The sequence below is a fragment of the Wolbachia endosymbiont (group A) of Acrocera orbiculus genome, from assembly GCF_947250015.1.
Taxonomy (GTDB): domain Bacteria; phylum Pseudomonadota; class Alphaproteobacteria; order Rickettsiales; family Anaplasmataceae; genus Wolbachia; species Wolbachia pipientis.
The window spans coordinates 1,338,524-1,362,530 of sequence record NZ_OX366272.1 but is presented as its reverse complement, the minus strand read 5'-3'; the positions used below and the strand labels follow the sequence as shown (position 1 = coordinate 1,362,530).

At 34.8% G+C, this 24,007-nt stretch carries 21 protein-coding genes, 1 tRNA gene and 1 pseudogene; 8 read left to right on the top strand and 15 right to left on the bottom strand.

Going from position 1 to position 24,007, the window contains the following annotated elements:
• Nucleotides 1–69 precede the first annotated feature (69 nt).
• Nucleotides 70–1,596, bottom strand: a complete 1,527-nt coding sequence (locus OOL03_RS06715; RefSeq protein WP_264707358.1) for an ankyrin repeat domain-containing protein — start codon at nt 1,594–1,596, stop codon at nt 70–72.
• 116 nt (nt 1,597–1,712) lie between these two features.
• On the opposite strand from OOL03_RS06715, the gene OOL03_RS06710 reads away from it, so the two are divergent.
• A complete protein-coding gene (locus OOL03_RS06710; RefSeq protein WP_264707357.1) occupies nt 1,713–2,243 on the top strand; it encodes a Na+/H+ antiporter subunit E in 531 nt (176 codons plus the stop codon).
• On the opposite strand, the gene OOL03_RS06705 is transcribed toward OOL03_RS06710, so the two are convergent.
• Nucleotides 2,236–2,652, bottom strand: coding sequence for a hypothetical protein (locus OOL03_RS06705; protein ID WP_010082489.1), 417 nt, complete (start codon nt 2,650–2,652; stop codon nt 2,236–2,238). The genes OOL03_RS06710 and OOL03_RS06705 overlap by 8 nt on opposite strands.
• Before the next feature lie 304 nt (nt 2,653–2,956).
• On the opposite strand from OOL03_RS06705, the gene purN reads away from it, so the two are divergent.
• Nucleotides 2,957–3,523, top strand: coding sequence for a phosphoribosylglycinamide formyltransferase (purN, locus tag OOL03_RS06700; protein ID WP_012673208.1), 567 nt, complete (start codon nt 2,957–2,959; stop codon nt 3,521–3,523).
• Here purN and OOL03_RS06695 read toward each other — a convergent pair.
• The 4 genes from OOL03_RS06695 to ribF are packed head-to-tail and all read right to left on the bottom strand — an operon-like array spanning nt 3,517 to nt 7,598.
• Nucleotides 3,517–4,836: a M16 family metallopeptidase gene (locus OOL03_RS06695; protein ID WP_264707356.1), complete on the bottom strand. Its 1,320-nt coding sequence runs from the start codon at nt 4,834–4,836 to the stop codon at nt 3,517–3,519. The genes purN and OOL03_RS06695 overlap by 7 nt on opposite strands.
• The gene (locus OOL03_RS06690; RefSeq protein ID WP_007548859.1) at nt 4,823–6,163 is read right to left on the bottom strand and encodes a M16 family metallopeptidase; all 1,341 of its coding nucleotides are present in this window, start codon (nt 6,161–6,163) and stop codon (nt 4,823–4,825) included. Before OOL03_RS06690 ends, OOL03_RS06695 begins: the two co-directional genes overlap by 14 nt.
• Nucleotides 6,164–6,192: 29 nt before the next feature.
• Nucleotides 6,193–6,669 carry a signal peptidase II gene (gene lspA / locus OOL03_RS06685; protein WP_006279329.1) on the bottom strand — a complete coding sequence of 159 codons (477 nt, stop codon included), beginning with the start codon at nt 6,667–6,669 and terminating at the stop codon, nt 6,193–6,195.
• Entirely contained in the window at nt 6,666–7,598 is a 933-nt protein-coding gene (ribF, locus tag OOL03_RS06680; protein ID WP_264707355.1) for a riboflavin biosynthesis protein RibF, read from the bottom strand. Before ribF ends, lspA begins: the two co-directional genes overlap by 4 nt.
• A 68-nt stretch (nt 7,599–7,666) precedes the next feature.
• Between ribF and grxC the strand changes: the two genes are divergently transcribed.
• From grxC to OOL03_RS06655, 5 genes are all read left to right on the top strand, one after another.
• The gene (gene grxC / locus OOL03_RS06675) at nt 7,667–8,005 is read left to right on the top strand and encodes a glutaredoxin 3 (RefSeq protein WP_007550037.1); all 339 of its coding nucleotides are present in this window, start codon (nt 7,667–7,669) and stop codon (nt 8,003–8,005) included.
• A 115-nt stretch (nt 8,006–8,120) separates the two neighbouring features.
• Entirely contained in the window at nt 8,121–8,993 is an 873-nt protein-coding gene (locus OOL03_RS06670; protein ID WP_007550039.1) for a hypothetical protein, read from the top strand.
• An 849-nt stretch (nt 8,994–9,842) separates the two neighbouring features.
• Nucleotides 9,843–10,442: a peroxiredoxin gene (locus tag OOL03_RS06665; RefSeq protein ID WP_264707354.1), complete on the top strand. Its 600-nt coding sequence runs from the start codon at nt 9,843–9,845 to the stop codon at nt 10,440–10,442.
• The gene (gene trxB / locus OOL03_RS06660) at nt 10,429–11,367 is read left to right on the top strand and encodes a thioredoxin-disulfide reductase (RefSeq protein ID WP_264707353.1); all 939 of its coding nucleotides are present in this window, start codon (nt 10,429–10,431) and stop codon (nt 11,365–11,367) included. Before OOL03_RS06665 ends, trxB begins: the two co-directional genes overlap by 14 nt.
• A gap of 89 nt (nt 11,368–11,456) precedes the next feature.
• Nucleotides 11,457–12,980 (top strand): TomO hydrophobic C-terminal domain-containing protein, encoded by a 1,524-nt coding sequence (locus OOL03_RS06655; protein ID WP_264707352.1) that lies wholly within the window; start codon nt 11,457–11,459, stop codon nt 12,978–12,980.
• Here OOL03_RS06655 and OOL03_RS06650 read toward each other — a convergent pair.
• The 3 genes from OOL03_RS06650 to OOL03_RS06640 are packed head-to-tail and all read right to left on the bottom strand — an operon-like array spanning nt 12,977 to nt 16,390.
• Nucleotides 12,977–13,897, bottom strand: a complete 921-nt coding sequence (locus OOL03_RS06650; protein WP_151808032.1) for a tyrosine recombinase XerC — start codon at nt 13,895–13,897, stop codon at nt 12,977–12,979. The two genes, OOL03_RS06655 and OOL03_RS06650, sit on opposite strands and share 4 nt — an antisense overlap.
• Before the next feature lie 2 nt (nt 13,898–13,899).
• The gene (gene lpdA / locus OOL03_RS06645) at nt 13,900–15,288 is read right to left on the bottom strand and encodes a dihydrolipoyl dehydrogenase (protein WP_264707351.1); all 1,389 of its coding nucleotides are present in this window, start codon (nt 15,286–15,288) and stop codon (nt 13,900–13,902) included.
• Nucleotides 15,281–16,390, bottom strand: a complete 1,110-nt coding sequence (locus tag OOL03_RS06640; protein ID WP_264707350.1) for an outer membrane protein assembly factor BamB family protein — start codon at nt 16,388–16,390, stop codon at nt 15,281–15,283. The genes lpdA and OOL03_RS06640 overlap by 8 nt, the downstream gene beginning before the upstream one ends.
• A gap of 359 nt (nt 16,391–16,749) precedes the next feature.
• On the opposite strand from OOL03_RS06640, the pseudogene OOL03_RS07230 reads away from it, so the two are divergent.
• Nucleotides 16,750–17,676: pseudogene (locus OOL03_RS07230) on the top strand (IS5 family transposase).
• A 75-nt stretch (nt 17,677–17,751) separates the two neighbouring features.
• Here OOL03_RS07230 and OOL03_RS06625 read toward each other — a convergent pair.
• From OOL03_RS06625 to era, 6 genes are all read right to left on the bottom strand, one after another.
• A protein-coding gene (locus OOL03_RS06625) for an IS630 family transposase (RefSeq protein ID WP_264707034.1) occupies nt 17,752–18,611 on the bottom strand; the annotation gives its coding sequence in 2 pieces (ribosomal slippage) (nt 17,752–18,287 and nt 18,287–18,611; 861 coding nt in all).
• Nucleotides 18,612–18,734: 123 nt separating this feature from the next.
• A tRNA-Ser gene (locus OOL03_RS06620) sits at nt 18,735–18,821 on the bottom strand.
• 31 nt (nt 18,822–18,852) lie between these two features.
• Nucleotides 18,853–19,659 carry a DUF2163 domain-containing protein gene (locus tag OOL03_RS06615; protein WP_182320644.1) on the bottom strand — a complete coding sequence of 269 codons (807 nt, stop codon included), beginning with the start codon at nt 19,657–19,659 and terminating at the stop codon, nt 18,853–18,855.
• A gap of 369 nt (nt 19,660–20,028) precedes the next feature.
• Nucleotides 20,029–21,972 (bottom strand): WD0745 family porin, encoded by a 1,944-nt coding sequence (locus OOL03_RS06610; RefSeq protein WP_264707349.1) that lies wholly within the window; start codon nt 21,970–21,972, stop codon nt 20,029–20,031.
• A 207-nt stretch (nt 21,973–22,179) separates the two neighbouring features.
• A complete protein-coding gene (locus OOL03_RS06605; protein WP_012673253.1) occupies nt 22,180–23,001 on the bottom strand; it encodes a 3'-5' exonuclease in 822 nt (273 codons plus the stop codon).
• Complete coding sequence (era, locus tag OOL03_RS06600) at nt 22,994–23,878, bottom strand: GTPase Era (RefSeq protein WP_264707348.1); 885 nt, start codon at nt 23,876–23,878, stop codon at nt 22,994–22,996. Before era ends, OOL03_RS06605 begins: the two co-directional genes overlap by 8 nt.
• Nucleotides 23,879–24,007 lie beyond the last annotated feature (129 nt).

Here is a 24,007-nt window from a genome sequence, read left to right as displayed (position 1 = left end):
CATAATAAAACAGTTATCCCAATAAATATAAGGTGCCAGGCTAGTCTGATAGCAACAGGATAACAAAAATCAAGTAAGTACTTCTTTTGCCTTTCCAGATACAAGTTCCTGCTTTACTCCTTTCATTTCAGTTTTAGGCTTTGACATTATATATTGACCAGCACCAACTATGAGCGCAGATCCTGCAGCTAGTCCAATTATTGCTGGTACAGATAGGGCAGTAGCAAATGCAAGTGCAACACCAACTATCACTGCAGTTACAAAACACACAATAACACCTTTTACAATTGCATTTTTTGCAGATTGTTCTTTTTCTTTCACAATTGCATTTTTTCTAACCTGTTTTTCTTCCTTTTTCTCTGGAAGCTGCATTACATCTTTATTTTCAGTAAGATCCTTTGGCGTTTTTTTATTCTCATTTTTTAACGTTTGCTTTTTTTCCGCTTCCTCTAAAAGCTGAATTATACCTTGATATTTAGTAAGGTCTCTTGGCGTTTTTCCATCAACATCTTTTAATGAAGGGTCTGCTTCAGTGTGTAGCAGAACTTCCACCACTTTTATTTTGCCATTTTTAGCAGCAAGATGTAAAGGAGTACGTCTATCACCGTTTTTTGCCTTAACCTTTGCTCCTTTTGCGATTAGAGTTTTTACTATATCTTCGTGGCCATTTTCAGCAGCAACATGCAAAGGAGTCCATCTATCAGCATCCTTTATATTAACATCTGCTTTCTCAACTAGAATTTTTACTACCTCTATGTGGTTCTCTTCAGCAGCAATATGTAAAGGAGTATATCTTTTATTATTTTGTGCATTAACCGTTGCTCCTTTTTTGATTAGAATGTCTACTACATCTTTATGGCCCTCTCTGGCTGCAAGATGTAAAGGAGTCTCGTCCACAATACCTTCTGCATTAACATCTGCTTTCTCAACTAGAATTTTTACTACCTCTATGTGGTTATTTTCAGCAGCAAGATGTAAAGGAGTCCACCCATCACTATTTTTTGCATCAACGTTGATTCCTTCTGCTTTTGATAGAACTTGTACTATCTCTTTGTGGCCATTTGTAATAGCAAGATGTAAAGGAGCCCATCCTTTATCATTTTCTGCATTAACATTTGCTCCTTTTCCAATTAGAGTGTTTACTACATTTTCGTGGTTCTTTTCAACAGCAAAATGTAAAGAAGTCCATCCATCACCATTTTTTGCATCAACAATTGCTCCTTTTCCAGTTAGAATGGTTACTACATCTTTGTGGCCATAGTGAGCAGCAATATGTAAAGGAGTAATTTTATTATCATGTTCTGCATTAATATCTGCCCCGTTTTCAATCAGAGCTTTTGCTACATTTGCATAGTTCCAATAAGAAGCAAGATGTAACAATTTGACTTTCTTAGAATTTTGACCACAAGATATAGTAAATATGTAATTTATGCCAGATCCACTATCGTTGTCAGGTTTACTCTTTTCCCACTCTTGACATAAATCTGGATCTTCTTCTTGTAACTTAGCTTTTATTTTTTCAACTATATTGTCCTTGCTCAAATCTGAAAGGTCATTTATTTTTTTTAATATTTCCATAAATTTGTCATATTTCATAACTTCCTCACTTAAAATACATAACTTAGTTGTTATATCTTTTAACATAGAAGTCAAGAACCTAAATATTCGTTATTATCTTTCCTTAAAGAGTCATTTAAGTTATATTACAGACTATGAAAAACCTCAACTTTAGGAAGGAAATCAAGTTTTTTTCTCTGTCATTTATAATTTTATTTGTTCTATGGACTGTATTGTCTGGTTATTTTGAGCCGTTTTTTATTTTTTGTGGAGTGTTTTCCTCTATATTCACATCGTTTATCTTTAGAAGGTTGATAAGCGCTGAAAGAGCTCTTAGCCAGATTTTAAATAGTACGAGTAGACTGTCGTTTTATAAGTTAGTAAGTTATATACCATGGTTAATGTACCAAATCATTTTATCAAGTGTTTATGTAACAAAAAAGGTGCTACAACTCAAATCTAAGCTTGAGCCAATCATTATCCTAAGAAAATGCAAAGGGCATAATGATGAAAGCATTGCGTTATTTGCCAATTCAGTCACAATCACTCCCGGAACTTTAACTATCAATGTTGAAAGTAAGCAGAAAACATATTTCTCTACCATGTATTTGATAGATAAAGATCTTGAAAGCGGCATTTCTGAAATAGAAAATAAAATCTTAAAAATACTACGTTCAGTTAAGTAATTGCTTTAAATAAGTTAACAGCATCCTTATATTCCCTTACAAGACTTTCAAGCATTTCTTTTGGAAGGCTATTGTTAACAATAGAACATAAATAATTATACAAATCTTCTAACCTTAATACGTTATTTCTCTTCTTGCTGTTGAATTTATACGGAAAAATACCTTCCATAACTTCAATAGTAGTAGCCTTGTTTAAAAATACATTTTCACTTGTCACGCTTATTCTTGCTAAAACAGTGTTAATTTCAGGTTCGTCACTCGTATAAAAATCTGATAGCTGAGTTATTCTAATAACGTACAAAGTTACTATTTTTGACAAGCAATTATCAGCATATTCACAATTTTTTATTACCTCCCACTGAGTAACCTGAGATTTACCTATTTTTGCATTGTTCGGTAATTTACTCATTGAACTTTCTCCATTTAATCCAGTGTAATAAATTATACTAATACTTTGTTAAATAAATAATAACGCGATTACAAAAATATATACTTATAGTAGTATATTATACAAAAATAGCACAATATCTAAGCATTAAAGCTAGTTTTAGCTGGGTACATGGGGCTATTCGTTATTTTGTGTTGTCCAGTGAGGTTCAAAATTAGAGGTCCACTTATATAAAGAGTTTAGTCTGCCTTCTTTGCTATAAAATAAGTTTTCCTTTTGAGCTGTTTTGTTAGTATTAACTAAATTCTAAACTAACTGTGCTATAATGAAAAAGATAAAACTCGGAATACTAATTTCAGGTAGGGGGTCGAATATGCAGGCCTTAATAGAAGCATGTCAAGATCAGAATTTTTCCGCAGAAGTTGCATGTGTTATCACAAATAATAGCGAAGCTGCTGGTCTGAAAATAGCAGAGCAAGCAGGAATCTCAGCGTTTATTGTTAAAGATAAACCGCTTGATGCTGGTAAAATTCACGAAATACTTGTTCAACATAAGGTTGATTTAATTTGCCTTGCAGGGTTTATGAGAATTCTCAAAGCTGATTTTCTGAGTAAATGGCATAACAAGGTGATAAATATTCATCCCTCTTTACTTCCGTCTTTTAAAGGCCTAAACGCTCAAGAGCAAGCTCTAAAAGCAGGTGTAAAAATTACAGGTTGTACTGTACATTATGTCACTCCTGAAGTTGATGCTGGAGCCATAATTGCTCAAGTTGTTGTACCAGTGTTACCAGCTGATGATATTCAAAGCCTCTCAGAACGCATTCTAGCTGAGGAGCATAAGTGCTATGTAGAAGCAGTAAGATCAATAGCAGAAAGTATTAATTATTGACCCTGAGCGTTTTTTCCAACTTCAACGAAAAATAAATTTTCGGGTTCCAGTAAAGAACTTGCCAGCTCGTTTACTTTTTCTAGCTTTACGTCATTAATGAGACTTACAAAATTATTTAGACGATTAATATCGCGATTACGTACCTGCATACTAGCCAAGAACACTGCTGTGTTTGCGTTATTAGATAGGGAAAAGATAAAATTATTTACCATACTAATTTTTGTATCTTTAAATAATTGTTCATCAATTCCTTCCTTTTTTATCCTGCTCAATGTATCTCTTATTGCAGATATGGATTGACTGGCAGTAGAGCTATCAGTACTTAAACCTCCGGCTATAATATTTGCATGCGTATAACTAGCCATAGAGGCACTAATACCATAAGTAATTCCAAGATTTTGCCTTAGCTCTTTCATCAGCACTGAATTCAGCCCCATACCACCAAGCGCATTAACCAAAACTTGAGCATTATAGTAGTCTGGATCTTCATAAGCTATACCTTTTTGAGCAAAAAGTATCACACTTTGTGGTATATCCATAAAAATGTTCTTACTTTCTGCAGAACCAAAATCATTTTTCACAGGTATTTTTCTAACTTTTGATCTTTTTGACGGCAATTTAGATAAATATTTATCTAATAGCGTAATAATTTCTTCTTTTTTTGCACAACCAGCAACACTGATAACTATGTTATCTTTAGCAAAATTACGCTTTATGTATGTTAAAACATCGTCTCTAGTAATGCTCATTATAGTATCAAGAGTACCATACACACTTTTTGAGTAAGGATGTTTTTTAAACAATAACGTATCTAATTCTTTTCCAGCAACAAAATAAGGATTTTTTTCAAGATTATTAAAATCAACTTTGGCTTTCTCGAAAACTCTATTCAACCCTTCAGGGTCAACTTTAGGACGCATTATAGTATCGCTCAGTAATGAAATTGCTTCCTCTAGATTGTCAGACAAAGTATTTAATGAAACCCTAAATGCTTCTAAATCAGCAATAAAATTTAAACTAATCCCTTTATCTTCAAGCTTTTTCGCAAAATCTTTGGCATCATTTTTTCCTGCCCCTTCTTGGATTACAAGAGAAGTAAACCAAGCAAGCCCCTGTTTTTCTGCACTCTCATACACATAACCTGCATCTTTAAATGATATATTCAGTGAAACTTTTGGTAAAGCACAGTTTTCGACAAATAAAAACTTAAATCCTTTACGGGTAGTGACCTCCTCTATATTTAAGCTACCACTTGCTTGTAAATTAAAGCTTAGGCAGAAAAAAAACAGAAGTACAAATTTACTTATTCTCATTGTTATCTCCTTTTGGTAATAAACGACCAATTAACTTATTGGAAGAAAAGATAGTACGAATTTTGTTATTTACATCCTCTAAATTAACATCATCTATTTTGCTATATGAAATATCTATTTCATCAAGTGGAATACCAAGTGCAAGGTGTGGCACATAGAACATCGCTATATGAGTTAAGTCAGATAGATTATCAAACTGTGCTGCTTTGTATCTATATTTCGAGCTTTGCAACTCCTCATCCGTTATTCCTTTAGACATGAAGTTATTAATAGCATTATCTAACTCTCTTTCAACAATATCTAAATTAACTCCGCTTTTTGGAATGACCTGAATATCAATGTAGCCATCACTAAAAGCTAGGCTATTATAATAAGCAAACACTGATACTGCCACATCTTCATCTAAAACCAGGTCATTATACAGTTTGCTGGATTTGCCGCTACCTAAAATTTCAACCGCTAAATGAGCAGCGGAAGCTTCATTTATATGCTCAAATAAGGGTACACGATAACGAAAATATAAAACTGGTTCTTTTACTTCAGTGCTCTCTAAGGTCACCGATAGACCTGCATTATGCACTGGATCCTGATTTGGGTAATTTCTCATTACAGGCTTAGCTTTAATTTCGCCATATTTTTCTTCTGCTAATTTCACTACTTCATCAAGTTCCACATCACCCACAATCAGTAATATTGCATTGCCGGAGTGATAATAGTTATCATGAAACCTCGTTATGTCATCCAAATTGTAAGTTTTGATATCGCTCTCCCAGCCGATAACAGACCTACCATAGCCAGTACGGTAAAATGCACTATTCATTTCTTCCCATAACAAGTTGTTAGGATGATTATCAAATCTCATTTTTCTTTCTTCCAACACAATGTTTTTTTCTCTATCTATTTTGTCTTGAGTAACATTAAAGCTGCCCATTCTATCTGCTTCAACTTCCATTGCAAGTGGTAAATCTTTTTTGGGGACCAACTCATAATAACAGGTATATTCTTTAGTGGTAAACGCGTTAAATTGAGCCCCAATGCTACTCATAGTGGCTTCTATATCTGTGAACTTTCCTGTAGTTTCAAACATTAAATGTTCAAAGTAGTGAGCCAATCCTGCTTTGCCGATTGGATCATCCATTCCCCCAACTTTGTATATTACTGCATGTAAAACGGCTGGAATCCGATGATTAGAAACAACATAAACATCTAGTCCGTTACTGAGTTTAGTATATTTTATGTTGTGCTCTATGTTTAAAGCATTCGAAGAAATTGGGTAAGTAAAAAAAAGTACAGGTAGTATAAGAAAACTAAAAAACTTATGAAGCATTATTTCGACCTAATATAAAAACAATTATTTTATTCCTCATTTTGTTTAGAAATAAGCATATCGTATATATACCACTTATATAACAATGTAAACATTCCACAAACTATAGATAAATCTGCTAAATTAAAGGCTGGCCAATACCAATCATCAATATGAAAATATATGAAATCATATACAGCTCCCCAATAGATCCTATCAACTACGTTTCCGATTGCTCCACCAATCATCAGAGAAAAACCAAGGTAAGTTGACTGATCGTCAGACTTGTATATCAAATATGCAAGTATACCAATTATTAGTATTGAAAATGCTGAAAAAAAGAAACCGCCATGTGGTAAAGCGCTACACATTCCAAAACTAATACCTGAATTCCAAACTTCAACTAGTTTTATAAAACTAGCGATCTCAATTGATTCTCCTTCATCAATCAATGAGTTTATGTACAATTTGCTCGTTTGGTCAATCAATACTATAATTAATATAACAACTAAGCATAACTTTTTCATAAATTTGCCTTTAACCTATAAACTTTAAGTATATCATAATTTATCTGTTTTGTTAACTCCTCAATACTATGGAATTTTTTTTCTGACCTTATGAATTTTAAAAGTTGTATATTGACTTTATGACTATATACGTCTTCATCAAAATCGAATATGTGCATTTCTATTATAGGCTTTTTCAGATCCTTAAAAGTAGGTCTCATACCAATATTGACTACTCCATATAACCAATTTGGATTACTATCAGGAAAAGTCACTCTAGCGTAATATGTGCCAAACTTAGGTTTTATCATGCAATCTTCTATAGGAATATTTATGGTTGGAAATCCTATTTCTCTACCTCTACATGCACCTTTTGTCACAACACCAGAAACTTGATAAGGCCTGCCGAGCAATTTATTAGCAATTTCTATTTCGCCCCTTTGTACATACTCCCTTATTGAAGAAGAAGAGCAAATTTTGCCGTCAATTGTTAATGGCTCTAATTTAGTCAAAGAGTATCCATATATTTCAGAATATTTCTCTAGAGTTAATATATTACCCAATCGTTTATGACCAAAAGTGCAATTTTCTCCGACAATTATGTGTTTAGCGCCATATTTATCTATTAAAATCTCACTGATAAAGTCATCGCAGCTAACCTCAGAAAAACCTCTATTAAAATTAATAATATATAAGTAATTTATACCATAGCTGCTGATTAGTTCCTTTTTTTGTTCTTGGTCTATTAACCTAAAATTGTTTCTACCAAATAAAACAGTTGATGGGTGAGGCTCAAAAGTTAAAACTGCAGAGGGTAATCCTCTTTCTTGTGCTACCTTCTTGAGAGTAGAAATTGCAAACTCGTGTCCTAAATGAATGCCATCGAAATTTCCGAAGGTTAGTGCTATATTATTTTCTATCCCTTGCTCACAATTATAAATAATTTTCATACAATTTGATGTTTTTACATGTTTCTTATATATAATAACTATATTTTAGTAAGCTACGGAGATAAATTGTGAAAAATGTTGTGATATATGTAAAGAAGGGCTGTCCATACTGCATAAGGGCAAAGGATTTACTAGATAAAAAAGGTGTGAAGTATGAAGAAATTGATGTGCTCAAAAACTCAGATCTATTTAACGACATAAAATCAAAGTATAACGTTAGAACAGTTCCACAGATTTTTATCAACGATAAGCACATTGGGGGGTGTGACAAATTGATGGATCTTGAAAAAGAAGGAAAGTTGGATGATATGCTAAATAATAATGACAATCACACTGATGTCACAACCTACACAAACAGCAATGATGAATGTGGAGAGTGTGTTATACCACATGATGATTTTATGTAACTTTTTATCTTGTTTTGTCGTGTAATACGTAAATGAAAACTAGTATGCTCACTTTAAACAATTCTTAATGAATTAAAAATACAATTCATTCAGTGAGTTTTTTTAGTGGGAAAAAATGACAAAAAATATTTCAATTATTAGCAGAAACTTAATTAGTATCGAATTAGTTAACAAACAAGATTTAGAGAATTTCATCAAGATTTTCACAGTGCTTGATAAACATATAGCAGCTAAAACACTTTTTACAGAAGAAGTGAGAATAGAGTATAAACAACACAACGGCATAGAAGTTGTTGAATTGCTAAAAGATACAGACTTTACATATCATGAGGTTGAAAATGTATTGAACCACCTGAGTAAACATGGAATGAAGGTGCCCAGCAGTGTTATAGCACACACCCTTTTTGCTGCATACAATCATGCACTTGAATTTAAGGATGTAGCATTTTCCTTTTCTGAAGGCTCTCCACAATTTAACATCAGAGTGAGTAAGAACACCTTCATAATAACTCCTATGAGTGAGGAGAATTTGGAATTGAATTCACAAAGTAGCAAGAAATTAATAGAGTCGTTACAGAGCGAAAAAAATATTTATGATTGTATAGTAGAAGAAAATACCATTAAAGTTATAGTGCATTCTGAAATACATCAAGCTATAAATTTGATTATAAAGTCACTGATAAAGTCTCGCCTTTTAGCAAAAGAGGAAGAAGGAAAATTCAAAGAGAAATTGAGACAACTTGCTTTTAAGGATCAAGCTTTTGTTGAGTATTCCAGTATCAAAACCATCAGTAGGTATCCACATAATCATCCTCTGAGAAAGCATGAAAGTGTTACTAAGGATATAGAAAATATTTTATGTGATTTCATAGCAAATGAGAATAGCGAGTTCGCTATAGAGCGGTTAAATAGGCTGAGCTCAGCAGTTTCTCCGGATACTCCAAGAATCATCACTAAAACTATAGATAAACTTGTTAAGTTTCACTAAGATATACGAGAGCCAATAGATTTCTTGTATTACCTTTTGTCATCCAAGTAGCCAAGGCTACTTGGTTCTTTTTTTGGGTTCCAGCTATGTACATAGCTGTACAAACATTGTAGCCGTTATTCAAGTAGTCCGCAGAAACAAAAAAACTTGCTTGACAAACTCCGCCAGCCCTCTTATCATAAAACTGAAGCTATTTATTTATCTTCTCTGTACAGATTAAATGATAAAAAAACTCACGTATCTGGCGTCTCATGTTTAATTTTTTGCACTATGTGCACCTTATGTCTTATAAAATTTCTACCTACATAAGCTGAAACGCGCTTATAAAGCGTTTAAAACATAAAAAAACGCCAACTTAAAAAATGGATAGTGAATAACTAGCTACCCTAGGGTTTCTTTTGCCTTTTTTTCTGTTTAGTAAATTTCTTAACGTTTATAATTTAGATTAGTTGCGGTTTAAAAGTAGCTGAATCGCGGTTATTAAGTGTTTAGAATAAAAAAACGCCATACTTGAAAGTATAATGTAAGTAATTAGCCAACCACGGGGCTTCTTTTGCCTTTTTTTTCGTTTGGTAAATTTTTTAACATTTATAGCTAAACGACAACCGTCATCCCGCTACTTGTTAGCGGGATCTAGAGATACCGCGAATGAATCGCGGTATGACGGTTCGCGGTGGCATGACGTAGAATTTTATACTCACCAACTCAGTATTCCAACCTGGATTGTATCTTATCGGTAAAAAAGAAGAGCTATTTTAGGAAGTTTTTATAGGACTAAAACCAAAGAAAACTTGCATATAAGTTTATCAAGATGTAAAATTGAAGTTATTTTAAAAGAATAGGTTAATTATGAATCTTGTAACAAAATCTGCTATCGATTTTACTGCTTCAGCTGTTCTCTCTGGCGGAGAAATTGTTGATGATTTCTGTCTGAGTAAGCGCATAAAAAATAAGTATGCTGTCCTTTTTTTCTATCCACTTGATTTTACCTTTGTCTGTCCAACTGAGTTGATATCATTTAGTAATAAAATAGAGGATTTTTCAAAACGTGGTGTTGAAGTGATAGGAATAAGTGTAGATTCAAAATTTTCACATTATAAATGGCGAAACACTCCAGTTAATGATGGTGGTATTGGAGAGATTAGCTACACTTTAGTGTCTGATATCAAAAAGTCTATATCAAGAGACTATGGGGTCTTATATGATGACTCAATTGCGCTGAGAGCAACTTTCGTTATTGATGATAAATTTATTGTACGTCATCAATCGATAAATGATTTGCCTTTAGGGCGTAATATCGATGAATTCGTTAGAATTGTTGATGCAATTAAACATAATGAGGAGCATGGTGAAGTATGTCCAGCAGGGTGGAAGAAAGGTAAGCCAGCAATGCAGGCAAGCGATGAAGGAGTAGCTGATTATCTAAACTCATACAGTGAAGAATTATAAATTTAGTACAAAAGTTCTTATTATTGGATCTGGGGCAGCGGGTTATGCTGCCGCTATATATGCAGCACGTGCAAACTTAGAGCCAATTGTAGTAACGGGAATGCAGCCTGGTGGTCAGCTTACAATTACTACAGATGTTGAAAACTATCCTGGTTTTGTTTCAATACAGGGTCCAGAACTAATGGAGCAAATGAGGTTGCATGCAGAAAAGGTTGGAGCAAAAATAATAGATGATGAGATAAAAAGCGTTGAACAACTTGAGGATTCTAATAAGTATAGATTTAGATCTTCTGGTAATACTAATGACTACTATTCAGATGCAATTATAATTGCATCTGGTGCGCAAGCAAAATGGCTTGGTTTGGAGAGTGAAAAAGAATTTCAAGGTTATGGAGTTTCAGCTTGTGCAACTTGTGATGGTGCATTTTTTAGGAATAAAGTTGTAGTTGTAGTTGGCGGTGGAAACACTGCTGTTGAAGAAGCAATATTTTTAACTCGATTTGCCAAAGAAGTGATATTAATACACAGGCGTGATAAATTAAGAGCGGAAAAAGTAATGCAAGATAGACTCTTTAAAAATGATAAAATAAAAGTAATGTGGAACCATACCGTAGAGCAGATTCTTGGAGAAGAAAATCCGAAGAAAGTTACTGGTATTATAGTTAAATCAACGGAAGCTCAAGAATTGAAAGTCGATGGAGTGTTCATTGCAATTGGGCATGCACCAAATACAGGTATTTTTAAAGGCTTTGTTGAAATGGATCAGCAGGGTTATATAATTACAAAACCTGGAACAACTTTAACTAGTAAAGCAGGAGTATTTGCTGCAGGTGATGTTCAAGATAAGGTATATCGTCAAGCAGTAGTTGCAGCAGGAACAGGATGCATGGCTGCGCTTGATGCAGAAAAGTTTTTGGAGTCGTAGTTAATTCTAGGATTTTAGATAAATTGCTTGCAATTTTCCTTTTCTTTTACATAATTATATTAGTAAATCATTAATAAAGAGGGTTTAGTATGCCTTATAGAAACGGTGTAGCATATTATGGAGCTTATGGAGGTGGTGATAACACGGCATCGCAAGCTCGAAATCCGACAACTTCAAGACAGCTAAGTGAATCAACAAAACAGCTATTTAAGGCTATTAATGATGGAAACCTAGAAGATTTTAAAGAAGCTCTGGCAGAGGGTGCGGATGTTAATGCGTTTGATAAAGAAGGCATGACACCTTTGATGTCCATAGTTACTAATTTGTCTGCAGGCTCTGAAACAGAAAAAGAATATCAGAATATGATTAGGTTGCTCCTACTGCACCGGAGCATAGATGTTAATATTTCTGAACAAAATAATAACAATACAGTTTTGCATCTAGCAATGTGCTTTCAACAAAAGAAAACTTTACAACTCTTACTAAGTCATCCAAACATAAACACTTATCTAACCAATAAAAACCATCAAAATCCTGAGGAATGTGCTAGACAAAATCGTGCTGGGCATTTGATAATAGAAATACAAAAAGCACAGAAAGGAAAAGAATTATTAGCTGCTCTTTCTAGCGGAAATATTTGCCAAGCGAAAACACTATTGAATCAAGAGCTTCATCCTAATTGCTGGAGAAGAACCCAAGATGGAAGAATAAAAACACCACTTAGCTTAATTATTCGATTATGTTTACGAACGATAACAGAAGATGAAAAAGAAGTATTGACAAAACTTTTAAAACATAAAGACCTAGATTTTAGTTACGAGCAGTATGCACAATTAAAGCAAACAATTGAACAAGCTATTCAGAGCCGATTAACTGATACTATTAATAGAAAAGATTTAGATGATGTGAAAAAATTAGTAGAAGATAATTGTTTTATAAATCGTGCAGTTGTTACTGCTGCATTGGGGGGTGTTGATAATCCAGTTAACTCTATTAAAGATTATTTAAATGAAAAATTTCCTGCAAATACGAATAATATACCAGAAGATTTTGAGAAGTTTTTACAAGGGCTTGAAAGAACAAAAGCTCAACTTGTAGAGAAAGAGCAAGAGCTAACGAATAAAACTAGCAAAATTTCACTATTAGAAAGAGATTTAGGGCAAGTAAGACAGGAAAAATCGGCTCAAAAAACAAAAATCAATGATCTAAATAGTGAAGTAACTCGACTTAATAGAATTGTGTATGGAAGAGCAAGTGACACTGTTGAAATTTCACAATTAAAAAGAGATTTGAAACAAGTAAGGGAAGAAAGAGATAGGCTTTCATCAGAAAATAGACTGCTCCGTACTAAAAGTCTGAGTAATAAAAACGAAAAACCCTCGCAAGCAATTTCTTCTGATAGAGAACAAAGCAACTACGCTTCTGCTTCTTTTGTGTTGTCTGGAGCGTTTGCTGTTGGTGCATGTTTAACAATACCTAATTTGGAAATATGTATTCCACTTGCTGTAACTGCATTTGCCTTTTTTACAATTGGATGCTACTTTTCATACAAAGCAAACACAACACTTAGCAACGTTAAAAGCACTCAGCTTGGTGATTTAGAACGAAGTTAAGGTTTTGATTTCTTCTCCAAACTCTGCTGAAAATTCTTATACATATTAAAAACATCTTGATAATTGAGGTGAGTGTAAACTTGAGTAGTTTCCAGGCTTGAGTGGCCAAGCAGTTGTTGTATTGATCTTATGTCAATATCTTCCTGAAGCAAATGAGTAGCAAAACTATGGCGAAATGCATGTGGAGATAAAATTTCTGGTAAATTTAACATTCTCCTTATTTTTTGCAAACGATTAGCCACATAAGTTCTTCCCAATTTTTTTCCTCTTACTCCCACAAAAAGATGTTGTGCTTCATCAAGGTAAGGACAGGCTTTTACATATTCTTGTATACATTTTTTTACTACTGGGAGAATGAATACCTGCCTTTGTTTATCTCCTTTACCTGTTACTATTAAACTTTCATTGTTAATATCACTAACCCTAAGGTTCAACGCTTCACTGATTCTTAAGCCTGTACCATATAGCAGGACGATAATCGCAATTTCTCTTTTTACCACCCAAGGTTCGCCCAGGTCGGATAGTTTCATTTCTTTCAATAAAGTTTTTATATTAGATATTGAAAGTGCTTTGGGCAAAGTTCTTCTCTGAATTGGCCTTGATAAGGAAAATACAGCTTCATTGTCTATATTGTGGTTGTTTTTTATGTACTTGAAGAAATTTCTGATTACTGAGAGTGCTCGAGTGTTGGATCTTGCGTTTACACCTCTTGCGTAACGAGAGGTAAGCCAACTTCTTAACTCAGGTATGCTTAAATTTTTCAGAGTACCAACATTTACTTCTCCACCAATGTGAGTATTTAGGAAACTTATAAGATCCTTCAAGTCCCTCATGTATGATTCCAAAGTGTTTGGTGAATAAGATCTGTTGCACCTCAGCCACTCATACCATTTTTCAATGATTGAACCGAGGTCCACAATTATTTTTTAAAGAAAGCATCGATGCACGCATCTCGAAAGGCTTCATTTATATCAGGATGAGAGTGACAAATTCTGTATATATCCTCTGCTGCTGCGCCATATGCCATTGCAACCGCTGCTTCGTTGATTAGCGTATCAGCGTATGCTCCTATGATATGCACACCTAGTATTGTATCTGCTCTGCTACAAGTCAGCACTTTCACGAATCCTTCAGCATCATCAGTGATTTTTGCTCTGCCGTTTGCAGCAAATTGACATTTACCAACTTTGTACTTACGGCCAGCATTTTTGAGTTCCTCTTCGGTTTTACCAATCGAAGAAACCGCAGGGTGAGTGTAAATGACAGATGGTATGATTCCATAATCAACGTGAGGTGACTGTCCTGCTATTATCTCTGCAACTGCCACTCCTTCTTCCTCTGCTTTATGAGCAAGCATTGCTCCACCGATCACATCACCAATAGCAAATATTCCTTTCACATTAGTTTCATATCTGTTGTTAACTTGAACGAAACCGCGATTATCTTTTTCTATTTTTTCATCAATACCAAGATTCTCAGTGCATGGTTTGCGTCCTGCTGCCACCAATACCTTATCCGCCTCTATAGTGTTTGTTTGATTATCTTTTACAGAGCAAACTTTCACACTCAAAGAATTACTACTTTGTTTTATCTCCTCAACTTTAGTGCTAAGTAAAAATTTTATTCCTTGTTTTTGTAGACTAGAAAGTAGAGACTTACTTAATTCTCCATCCATTGCTGCAGCGATTCTATCAAAAAATTCTACTACAGTGACTTCAGACCCTAGCCTCCTCCATACAGAAGACATTTCAAGCCCTATTGCCCCGGCTCCGATTACGACAAGTTTTTTTGGTACTTCAGTTAAAGATAATGCACCAGTTGATGAAATAATACTTTTCTCATCGATATTAATTCCTGGCAAAGAAATAACGTCAGAACCGGTTGCAATTACTATATTTTTTGTCTTCAGCACCTTACCTTCAACTGAAACTTCAAGATTACCTTGGTCAAAAGAAGTAATTTTCCCAAGCCCATTGATTTTAGTGATTTTGTGAAGGTTAAACAGATATTCTATACCTTTTCCAAGTTCCTGAACTCTGGCTTCCTTATAGCCTAGCATTTCTTTTAAGTCGAAACTTGCGTCCTTAATTTTTATGCCAAACTTCGACAGATCATTTTTCGTGTGAGCATACTGATAGGAAGAATGGAGCAATGCTTTGGAGGGTATGCACCCAACCCGCAGGCACGTACCACCAAAAATGCTATTTTTATCTATGCAGGCAACTTTCAATCCAAGTTTTGCAGCAGCGATAGCACACTTATAACCACCTGGACCACCACCTATAACAATCAGGTCATAATCAATCATAAAGAACAAACCTATTTTCTAAAGAATAAACACCTTTTCCCTCAGTTGTTACATATATTTTATCGTGAGTAAACACTGGAGTGTGAAACACATTGCCAGGTACTTTGACTACCTTTCCTGCATTTTCAGATCCCGGAAAAGCAAACATTGAACCTTTATTGCTTGTCACCCACAGTGTATGGGCATGCATAATTGGAGCAAACAATTGCGTATTTTCTATTAAATCAGATGCCCAGACTGTTTCTCCATTTTTTATATCCAGGCCAATTATTTTATCGTCTTTAGTAACTATAAAAATTCTTCCGCCTTCTTTTTGCTCCTTTGGAGGAATAAGAGGACTGTAATATGATTCAATGTCTGATACACTTTTTACTTGCAGTGACTTTGACCATAAAATATTTCCTGATTTTACGTCAATGCCATAAATATAAGAATTATTTGTAGCTATTAAAGTATCGCCAAGCACTCTCGGTGTAGTAGTTACATCTGTGAGCTGTGTATCCAAAAGGTTTGTAGCCAATTTTTGGCTCCACAATTTTTTACCGTCTTCATTAAAAGCTATTAACTCACCATTTGAAAATGGTGCTATTATTTTATCATTAGAAATTGCTGGCGATATGGAATACAAACCTCGAACCTCATTGATGCCGTTTTGATAAGTCCAAACGAAGCTGCCATCTTTTATATCAAACACGTACAGATAATTATCAATAGTCAATACTACCAATTTATTGTTTATTACTGCTGCTTTCCCTCTTACTGGAGCTCTCAATTCTTTTTCCCACTGAATCTCGCCGGTTTTTGCATCTATTGTGTGTAGAACGTTATCCACTATAAAGAAAACGTTTCCTCTGTGACGCAATAGGCTCATGTTACTAATTTTTTTTCTGTGTGAGAGGTGTAATTTCCAATTCATAGCCTTTGAGTTATCAATATCAAAGGAATATAAAGCGCCGTGCTTGTCTGATAAAATAACGCTATTTTCTGTAAGCACTGGAGCTACATATCCTTGAGATAGTTTTTTATCCACTAGACTTATTCTCTCGCTTGCCATTGTGTAACTGCTACACAATAACATTATCATGACAATTATTACTTTCATTATTTATTGAAAACAAGATTCATTAATATACATCTTAAGAACCTTAATTACAACGGAAATGTTCTTGCTGCATGTTAAAAACGTTGATTTATGAACGAAATATTATATTATTATGTGAGATAATGTATACTCTTAGAGGTAGTACACCTCATCCACTATGCGGCAACGTGCATAGCTGTACGAACATTGAGATATAAAAGTAATTTATACCAAGAAGAAAGATGTCATCCAAATAGCCTCTTTTCCTGTCATCCCAGTGCTTGACACTGGGATGGCTCTGTTGCATCGCAACTGAAAAAATCTGGTGGCTACTGACAAAATTCATTATAAAATAGCCATTTAACCGCTTAAGGAAAAATATGCCACAAAAAATGAGAGTTAGTAACTGCCATGAATATAACAAATTTCTAGAAAAAAGAGGAAATATTTTTCGTTACATCGATAAAGCTATCGAAAATTGGTATGAAAATAGTCCAAAAATGCAGGGCGGCAACTATATTTATAGTGATAAAGTTGTGATTTTAGTGCATATAATCGTTAATCTTTTTAGAATTGGCTTAAGACAAACAGTCGGGTTTATAAAAGGATATTTGCAACAAATAGGAAGAGATTTGGCAGTTATCAGCTATTCGCAAGCTTCAAAAAAAACTTAATATTAAGATCAATGATTGCAGAATTGATAAAAATAATATGGAAGATATCGAAATTGCCATAGATAGCACAAGCATCAGCATTTATAACAACACACAGCAAGGAAAATAGCGCTGACAGAAAATATCGTGGCTATGAACAGACAAGAAAATTGCATGTAATGTTGAATATAAACAGCAAAAAAGCCATAGCTGCAGAATACAGTAACGGTCTGATCACTATGGAGCTTGCGATTTACTTAAAGGAGTTAATTTTCAGCATGCCATAAAAGCACTATATGCAGACAGAGCATATGACAGACATAAACTCTATAAATTGTGTGATGAATGCGGCATAAAGACAAAAATTCCTCCAAAAAAACAATGCAGCAGAGCATCCAAAGTATGGCAGAGAGAAATGCTGCAATTAGACTAATAAAGTCATACAGCGAAGATGGAATGAAGAGGTGGAAAAGGCAAACAAACTACGGAAAAAGATCTTATGTAGAAAGTTTTTTCTCGCGACTGAAACAAACATTCGGGTTTAATTTTCGGAACAAATCTGAAATTAATCGTGGGAAGGAACTGCTACTCAAGTGTTATTTGCTTAATCAATTTACTGACATTGGTATGGCTAAATTTGAAATGGCTACATGAATTTATCGTAAATTACCACCGCATAGTTGTAACATTGTACCATATTATAGCATTTCTCATAATAGTCCAAACAGGTCATAGGAAGGCAGAATCAACAGCACGAAGAAAGGATTCGAATAGAGGAATGTTTTTCCTGGCTCTGTTTTTTATAGCAAACCAATGATGCTCAATTTTGTTGAAATCTGGAGAATAAGGCGGCAGATACAAAATTTCTGCACCAACCCCTTTAGCAAGCTCGATAATCTTATCAGACTTATGAAAAGTAGCATTGTCAAGAATGACAGTCTGTCCAGGTTCCAAGATCGGTGTCAAAAATTGCTCAAACCATCCATTAAAAACATCCATATTACAGTGGCCTTCAAAGGTTAACGGAACAACTATCTTTCTTCCACTTAAGGCTGCAACCATACTGATTCGTTGAGTTTTCTTTCCAGATTTTAAGGCATAAAACCGCTGTCCTTTCTGGCAATATCCGTAGGGGTAGTCTTCGGTGTTATCAATGCCAGACTCATCTATATACACTAAGTTTTTAGGTTCTTTTGTCGCTATAATTTTCAAAAATTCAGCACGTTTTTCTTCGTTTCTTTCCTTGTATCCATATGTCTTTTTTTGCGCGTAAATCCAATTTTTTTAAGGGCTCGATAGATCGTTTGGATACTAACGTTGTTCCAAAGTTTAGCCATTTCCGATAGAGTCTTTCCTCCGTGTTCTCTGGCAAATTTGGCAAAGGTATCCCAGTCGGTAATTTTGTGATTGTAACCCCCATTTCCAAGTTTTTTTGATTGAAAGTCTCCTGTTTCTTTTCTTCTTTGCTGCCACTCCCATAAAGTAGTTCGTCCAATCTTAAATCTTGCTGCCACTGTTTCTCTGCTTTCTCCTTCGTCTAGCGCTTCCATTGCTTTTTTTCTTAAATCATAACTATATGCTGCTGGCATTCAACCTCCTTATCATCATCTATCCTTATCCTATCACATCCGGACTTTTATCGAAAGAGCTATACAATGTTCGTACAGTTGTGTGCGCGACCGGGGGTTTTATACTATTCTAGAAGTAACATACGGAAAAGGGGGGATTCGAACCCCCGACATATTTTCATATGTGCACGCTTTCCAAGCGTGTGCTTTAGACCACTCAGCCACCTTTCCATGCTTATTCATAATATTGAAAATTGTACTGCTAAACAATATAAAAACCTGGTATATAGGGTTCACCACGAAAATTCACAGTATTGTTAAACTTGCTTCTGCAAGTTGGAAATGTTTTATCGCAACCTGCGAGTATTGAATATTTATCTCCAGCAAAAATTTGGTATGGAGGCGAAGTAAACAACGTAACTACTTTATTTTTATATTCTTTTACTACACCTTCAAACGCTATTGAGCCAAAGAATTTTACTACTCCGTGCTTATAATATTCATCACTCTCAGTTAAATTCGTGTCTTCAAATCTTCTTTCATCTATTACTTTAGTGATTGTACTTATTTTACTAAATTTTTTAGTATCGGCTTTACATTTATCATCGCAAAATTGTGCTCTGCATGCAGGAGAGTATAATTCTGCTATGCTTCTCTCAAGCTTTGCTGAGAGCCCTCTAATTTCAGCAATAAATCTTCCACTACTTAATGTCACTTTACCAAAAATTCCTGAATGTAGATTCATTGTTCCCTGGGTCAAGTCTTTATAATTCACAAGAAATATCTCAATATTTGCAAAGTCGTACTTTCCTGATAAAACATCTTTTTCTTTGATATCAACACTATTTAATATTCCCTCAATTTCCAAATTATCAGTCTTTAAATCGCTGTTTAATATTATACTACTGGCTGTAAATCCACTTGAAGATTTATAGAGTATATTATCAATATTTAAGTCTTCATCATAGTCAGTGAATCCCATTACTTCTCCACCTGCGAGCTTTAATTTCCAGCACGTAGCAGTGGTAAGTAATTCTCCAGCTAAATGATTTTTTAGTGTGGTTTGCATAGGGGCCTCCTGCTTAATTGATTAAATTTGAAAGTAGCTATACGGCCAGTAGAATAAGGGCAGTGTGTTCTTTTCTCATCATCTAAGTAGCCATAAAGCGTTATTCCGGTGACCATAGGGTGTCATACCAGTGCTTGACACTGGAATCCAGGAAATTTTGCTTGTAAGTAAGCAAACTGATTTGGTGAGCATAAAAAGTGGCTGATCTTATGCTGAATAAACGCTTTTGATGAAGTTGCATGGAAAGCTGGATCCCAGTGTCTGGGCACTGGGATGACAGGAGAGAGGACACCATATGTTTATTTGATCGACAAATAAACACTAACAGACAAGAATACACCACAGTTAACTGTGGTGTGTACTGGCTGGTTAGAAAGAAAACTTCACACCAGTAAGAAGGAGAATTCCTTGGTTAGAAGGTACATCAGCATCAGACTCATCTTTCAGCTTACCTGTTTCGTTAGTCATAAAATAATGGAGAGCTGCGTAAGGAACAAATTTGTTCTTACTGCATGCAGGAGACAGATCATATTGAACGCCAAGTGCACCATCATGAAGCATATCTTTGTCATTCATTCTGCTGCCAAAATACGTCAAACTTGTGTAGATATTCTCATGTTGATACCCAGCTCCCACAGTCCAATACATGGTATCTATACTATCTTTACCAAATTGAGCTTTCAGCCCTTCCACTCTTTTGCCATCAGTAGCATCTTTACTATCAATTTCCGTATAGGTATCACCAATTAATTTTTTAATACCCTTCGGTTGACCAGATTTGCCCAAGTATGCAAAAGAGGCAGCAAACTTTACGCCTTGATCTTCATTAATCTTATAATCAGCGCTTACACCAAAATTAACACCCATCAGGTCATTATACTCCACAAATTCCTTATAAAGATGCTTATCTTTACTTGGTTGCTTTGGAAAGCCATATTCACCAACTGCAGAAGTTTTAACTTTTATGTTATGTTTATCAAAGTCATATTCATATGATGCACCAGCACTTACTATGTGCTCATAGTCTGGGCCGACATGCTTTATCGTTTCCTTATGTTCTATCTTACCGCCTTTATCTTCTGAAACTGTTTCTTTTACAGTAAACAAACCACTATCATAACGAGGTGAGTAGCTGATACCAAATCTTGCGCCCATATAATTTGGTGAGTAGTAAGCAACTCTAAATGGCAGTGTAGTCATAACGCCTTTGTTATATTTCCCTGCCATACGGAAAGAGAATTTTTCACTTTCACTCGAAAAACTTTCAGTGTAAAGACGTGGTGTTACATAAAATGGAAAGCTAGCAGCGCTTCCTTCTAAGTTCACTTTTCTGAACCAGTCACTATCTGCAGCTCCGTCAACAGTCGCAATTCTTGTTGCATCAAGCCTCATCAGAGCCTCAGGACCAAATTGGTAACCAAGCTTCACGTCACCATATTTTGAGTTAACAAACACATGCGCACTTCTGCCTTTTGCAGCATAAACACCCTGTGAAGTTCCCTTACCTTCGGTCACTGGAACATGAAACTGCACGTCAGCACCATAAAGAAGACCTAAATCTTCATTCTTATTTTCTGCTCTGAGGTGCAATATTGCATCAGCAATCATACCCATATCGTTGCTGTAATCACCAATATTTCCTATTCCTTCATAGAATATTGGATTTGCTCCTTTTGTTATATCTGGAGTGGCATTATAATACTCTGTAGATCTGTTTGGCATAATGTTATAACGTTTATAATTTGCGCCACTTGGTCCAGCTTTGCCATAACCTTGAGCATCAACAACACCACCAAAAGTTATTCTTAAATTACTTTGCCCTTGATTGGTATTGATAATATCAACTCCACCAACTGAAACAACAGGACTTGCCTTACCTTTTTCCTCTGTATTTTTGTTAACAACTTTTATATCCTTCTTTACATCTTTAGCTTCAACTTTAGCATTCTTAGTTTTAGAACGCTTAGTTTTTGAAACTTTACCTTTTTCTATATTAGAATTCTTAGCGTTTAGAGCTTTCGCTTTTGAATCCTCTATAAGCTTTGCTTTTTTCTCATTTGCTAGCCTGATCTCCTCTTTTTTCTTAAGCTCTTCAGCTTTTTTTCTTGGATCAGCATTACATATTCTGTCCATCTTTTCTTTCAGTTTTTTATTTGATGTTTTCATAACTTCTGTTTTTCCAGAAGTTTTTGTGCTCTCTTGCTTTTTTATTTCCTTCATACTCTCATCAGGAAAGTCAGCTGCAAAACTGCTGAAAGAACATAAAGTTAATAAAGAAACTAGAGCAGTTCTAGTATACATAGACTTTTTCATGAAGTGCCCCCAAAAAATTTCGAAATCATATCTTAAATGTAAATAGTATAAAAATGTTGAAAATTCAACTTAAAGCAACCTTATAACGAAAATAAAAGTAAAATGCAATACCTTAAAAGCAACTTTCTTAATATGCTCAACGTGTATATTAACCAAAATTTAGTACAGAGGTTCGCTTGTTAGTGCATTATAACTCGACTATTTATTCTATGGAAGTAAAATTTTTCCACCACAAGTTATTTGCCATTCTTCTTTAAATTTCTTTAGGTATTCTTTTTTTTCGCACTCTAAAAGTAGCTCTTCCACACTTTTGTTGTAGCTTTCAGTAGTAATCCTTCCCTGATGATGCATGAACCTTAAGTAAATCAAATAAGTGTTAATTACATCTGTTTCACAATAATCTCGAATCTCTTGTATCTTGCCGCTATCGTATAAGCCCATAACTTGTGACCCATCAACTCCAATCTTACCAGGAAGATTAAATGCTGCACAAACTTCGTTCATTTTTACTCTCGCAGAAGCTCCAAAATCAGAGAGGGATTCAAGCAAATCACAATGCCAATCACTGCTATATCTCTGATTGTAACTATTCCACTTATCGCCAGCTTTATGAAAATATTCTGCTTGAATGCCATGGACCATAGCACGATACTTCAGCACTGGTATATCAAAAGTGCGTCCGTTGAACGAAACTAATCTTGGCTTTTTCTCTGATATGTAGTTAAAAAATCCTTTCACTAGCTCCTTTTCACTGGAATTTAGTGTGCCTCCAGATCTTATTTCTTGCAGTGTGAACACCTCATAACCACTCTGGTAGCTTATATTGCAAAGTAAAAAACTAATAACTACAACAAGGTGAAAAGGCTGACGCAGAAAAGAGTTTTGCCCGTTTGTTATTTCAAGATGATATTTTGTTAATGCATCCCTCTTCTCTTCTACACTACTATCATCACTAATATTGAGTAAATTTTTGCAGGAATTTACATCTGGTATAGTTTCAATATCAAATACCAATAAAGAATTAAGCATTGCCTATATACTCCTCCGGACGGTCGATCCAAGGTCGCACTTTCACAAATAAAAAGAGGTGTACCTTGCACTCAAATAATTTTTCTAGTTCAGCACGCGCTTCGATATTAATTTTTTTAATATTACTGCCATCTTTTCCTAGCACTATTTTTTTATGACTATCTTTCAACACAAATATGATCTGTTTGATGACTAAACTCTTATCTTTTTTTTCCTCAAATTGTTCAGTTATAACAGCTGTAGAGTATGGCAATTCTTCACGCAAGTTCAAGAATAATTTGTCTCTCGTAATTTCTGCTGATAAAAAATTTGTCGAGGAATCGGTTATTTGATCTTCTTCATAAAACCAGGGGCTCACCGATGCAACTTCAGACAAGTAATTCATCAAATCAGAAAGTCCATCATTCTTTAATGCTGATATCATAAAAACCTTTTCAAATTTATAAAGCAAATTCAGATGCTCATGCGCCATCTTTAATTCAGGCCTTTTTACCAAATCAGTTTTATTGATAACCAAAATGCATCTGCCTTTTGTGCGCTGCAGCCGCATAAATATAGTCTTAATTCTTTCTATATTTTTCAAATAATTGCTTACATCAACAAGCAACAAAGTGATGTCACTATCCTTAACTGCCGACCATGCAGATTTGACTAAAGCTTTTTCAAGTTTTGTTTCTGCTGAGAAAATTCCTGGGGAGTCAGTAAAGACAATTTGTGTGTTGTTGCATGTTGCAACACCCCTTATTTGCGTCCTTGTTGTTTGCACTTTAGGGGTGACAATTGCAATTTTCTTGCCTATGATGCTGTTAATTAATGTAGACTTCCCAGCATTTGGTAAGCCAGCTATCGTTACAAATAAGCATTTTTGTTCTTTCACAAAGAAAATTATAAAGAAAACTGAATGTCAGCGTCAAGCTACTTATATGACAAGAAGTCAGAAAATCCATAGGAGGATTTGCTAATGAAGGCTCTTAAGTTGACGCCATTGCCAGAACGACTGCTTGAT